The sequence below is a fragment of the Rathayibacter tanaceti genome, assembly GCF_001634385.1.
In the GTDB taxonomy this organism is placed as follows: Bacteria; Actinomycetota; Actinomycetes; order Actinomycetales; family Microbacteriaceae; genus Rathayibacter; species Rathayibacter tanaceti.
Genome location: NZ_LIIN01000213.1, coordinates 1 through 2,639, shown reverse-complemented (window position 1 = coordinate 2,639; position 2,639 = coordinate 1). Strand labels below are relative to the sequence as shown.

The following is a 2,639-nucleotide window of genomic DNA, read 5'->3' as shown; positions in this document are numbered from 1 at the left end:
CGCTGACCACGCGTCAGCCGGCGCCGCGCCGACCGCGGGCCGGCCAGCGCCGCACGGATCACGGCGGATCCGCCGCAGGGATGACGGCGCGGGCACCCGCGGACGACGACGGCGACGTGAGCGCCTCCGTAACGTCGAGGACATGCAGAACCAGACCTCCTCCGTCGTGGCGCGCGTCGAGGGCGTGCGCAAGCTCTACGGCAGCACGCCGCCCGTCGTCGCCCTCGACGACGTCTCCCTCTCGATCGAGCGCGGGGAGTTCACCGCCGTCATGGGACCGAGCGGTTCCGGCAAGTCGACGCTCATGCACGTGCTCGCCGGCCTCGACACCGCCTCCTCAGGCCGTGTGTTCCTCGGCGACGCCGAGATCACTGCCATGGGGGACGCCGAGCTGACCGTCCTGCGCCGCCGCAGCGTCGGCTTCGTGTTCCAAGCCTTCAACCTCGTTCCCACGCTCGACGTCCGCGGCAACATCCGCCTCCCGTTCGAGCTCGACGGCCGCGCCGTCACGACCGAGGAGGAGGCGTGGATCGACCGCCTCGTCGAGTCCCTCGGGCTCCGCGAGCGCCTCACCCACCGCCCGCACGAGCTCTCCGGTGGCCAGCAGCAGCGCGTGGCCATCGCCCGCGCACTCGCCACCCGCCCGCAGCTGATCTTCGCCGACGAGCCGACGGGAAACCTCGACTCGCGCACCGGCCGCGAGGTGCTGACTCTGCTCCGCACGTCGACCCGCGAATACGGCCAGTCGATCGCCATGGTCACGCACGACCCGGTCGCCGCGGCCTACGCCGACCGCATCCTGTTCCTCCGCGACGGAGCCGTCGTCGACGACCGCCGCGGGATGACCGCCGAGGAGATCTCGCGCGCCATGCTCGCAATGGACGGTGCAGCGTGAGCGGCGTGCGCACGGGCACAGCTCAGGGCGGAGGCGCGGTCATCACGGTCTCCGCGCTCGCCGCCGCCTTCGGCGGATTCCTGGTGATGAGCGTCGTCGACATGGTCGCGGCCATGCAGGCCGCCCGGCTGGACGGAATCGAGCAGCTCGCCACGATCCTGTTCGCGGTGGGCTTCCTCCTCTTCGGCATCGCGGTCTACGTCGGCGGTGTCGTCACGGCCAACGCGGTCTCGACGGTCATCGCGGGCCGCACCCGCGAGATCGCCCTGCTCCGTCTGCTCGGAGCCTCCGGACGCGCGCTGCGCGGCGAGGTCGTGCGCAGCGGCCTCGCGCAGGGCGCGATCGGCGCGGCGATCGGGCTGGCCGTCTCGGTCGTGCTGGTCGCGGGCGGTGCCGAGATCGCGATGCTCACCGGCGCCGTCAAGCGCTTCGAGTACCCGATCCTCTCGGTGGGACTCCTGCTGCCGGGGGCGGCCGTGATCGTCGCCTCCGTGATCGCCTCCTGGTCGGGGTCGCGTCGCGTGCTCTCCGTCGCGCCGTCTCAGGCCGCGGGCTCCTCGGCGGAGCCGCGCTACGACGAGCTCCGCGGACGCACGTCGCGCAACATCCTCGCTTCGATCCTCCTGGTCATCGGTCTGGGCCTCCTGGCCACCGGCGTCGTCGTCGGACTGCTGGCGAGCCCCCTCGGGCTGATCCTCTGCCTGTTCGGCGGAATGGCGTCGTTCTCGGCGATCATCCTCGGCGCGCCGGTGCTCCTGCCTCCGCTGATCTCGCTCATCGGACGGGTCTTCGGCCGCGGTCCGGTCGCGCGCCTCGCGGCCGAGAACGCGGTCAGGAACCCGGCCAGGAGCGCCAGGGCCGTGATCGGCCTCGTCATCGGCGTCGCGCTCGTGACGACCTTCGCCGTCGGTGCCGCCACTTTCAGCACCATGATGGGCATGGCCTCGCGGGGCAACCCGGAGCTCTTCCAGCAGGTGCAGGAGCTCGTCACGATCACCACGCTGATCCTCAGCGTCCTGATCGGCTTCTCGGTCGTCCTCGCCACCGTCGGCATGGTGAACACGCTCTCGCTGAGCGTGCTGCAGCGTCGACGCGAGCTCGGACTGCTGCGGGCACTCGGCTTCACGGGGACCCAGGTGCGCTGGATGGTCGTCATCGAGGCCGCCCAGATGGTGATCGCCGCCTCGCTGTTCGGCCTGGTGCTCGGGGTCCTCTACGGCTGGTGCGGAGCGCTCGCCGCGTTCGGCGGAAGTCCCGGGATCGGGATGATCCCGCCGACCGTCCCCGTGCCCGTGGTCGCCGCTGTGGTCGGTGCCAGCATCCTGATCACCACGATCGCCGCGGTGCTGCCTGCCCGTCGCGCCACGACGGTCTCGCCGGTGGAGGCGCTGGCCGTCGCCTGACCGCCTTGCACAGAGAAGGGCCGTCGTCCGGAGGAATCCGGTCGGCGGCCTCTCCGCCGTTCACAGCACCGAGAAGCCTGCGCTGAGGCGTTCGCGCCCGCTGACCGCCATCAGGAACTCCTCCGCCCGGCCCGCCCGCGCGGCCAGCCCGCCGGCCAGCGCGCACGTCGCCTCGACGGCTTCGGCGGGCAGCCCGTGCGGAACTCCGGTGGCTCGGGCCAGGTCGAAGCCGTGCACCACCAGCTCGAGCACCCGGGTGCGGAGGTACTCGGCCAGCTCGATCGCGTGCTCGCCGACGGCCACGAGCCGGCCGGGCGGCTGCGCCGCGATCAGCGCGGAGG

General features: G+C 72.3%; 2 protein-coding genes and 1 pseudogene. 2 read left to right on the top strand and 1 reads right to left on the bottom strand.

Features of this window, described 5'->3' with window-relative positions; all coding sequences use genetic code 11:
• Positions 1–142 precede the first annotated feature (142 nt).
• Positions 143–895: an ABC transporter ATP-binding protein gene (locus ACH61_RS14975; RefSeq protein WP_068213589.1), complete on the top strand. Its 753-nt coding sequence runs from the start codon at positions 143–145 to the stop codon at positions 893–895.
• Positions 892–2,298, top strand: a complete 1,407-nt coding sequence (locus ACH61_RS14970; protein ID WP_068213585.1) for an ABC transporter permease — start codon at positions 892–894, stop codon at positions 2,296–2,298. Before ACH61_RS14975 ends, ACH61_RS14970 begins: the two co-directional genes overlap by 4 nt.
• Positions 2,299–2,358: 60 nt before the next feature.
• Here ACH61_RS14970 and ACH61_RS17615 read toward each other — a convergent pair.
• Positions 2,359–2,639, bottom strand: a pseudogene (locus ACH61_RS17615) (hypothetical protein); the annotation flags it as partial.

Coding starts and splice junctions, on each gene's coding strand:
- ACH61_RS14975 (WP_068213589.1), top strand. CDS start 143: ATGCAGAACCAGACCTCCTCCGTCGTGGCGCGCGTCGAGGGCGTGCGC.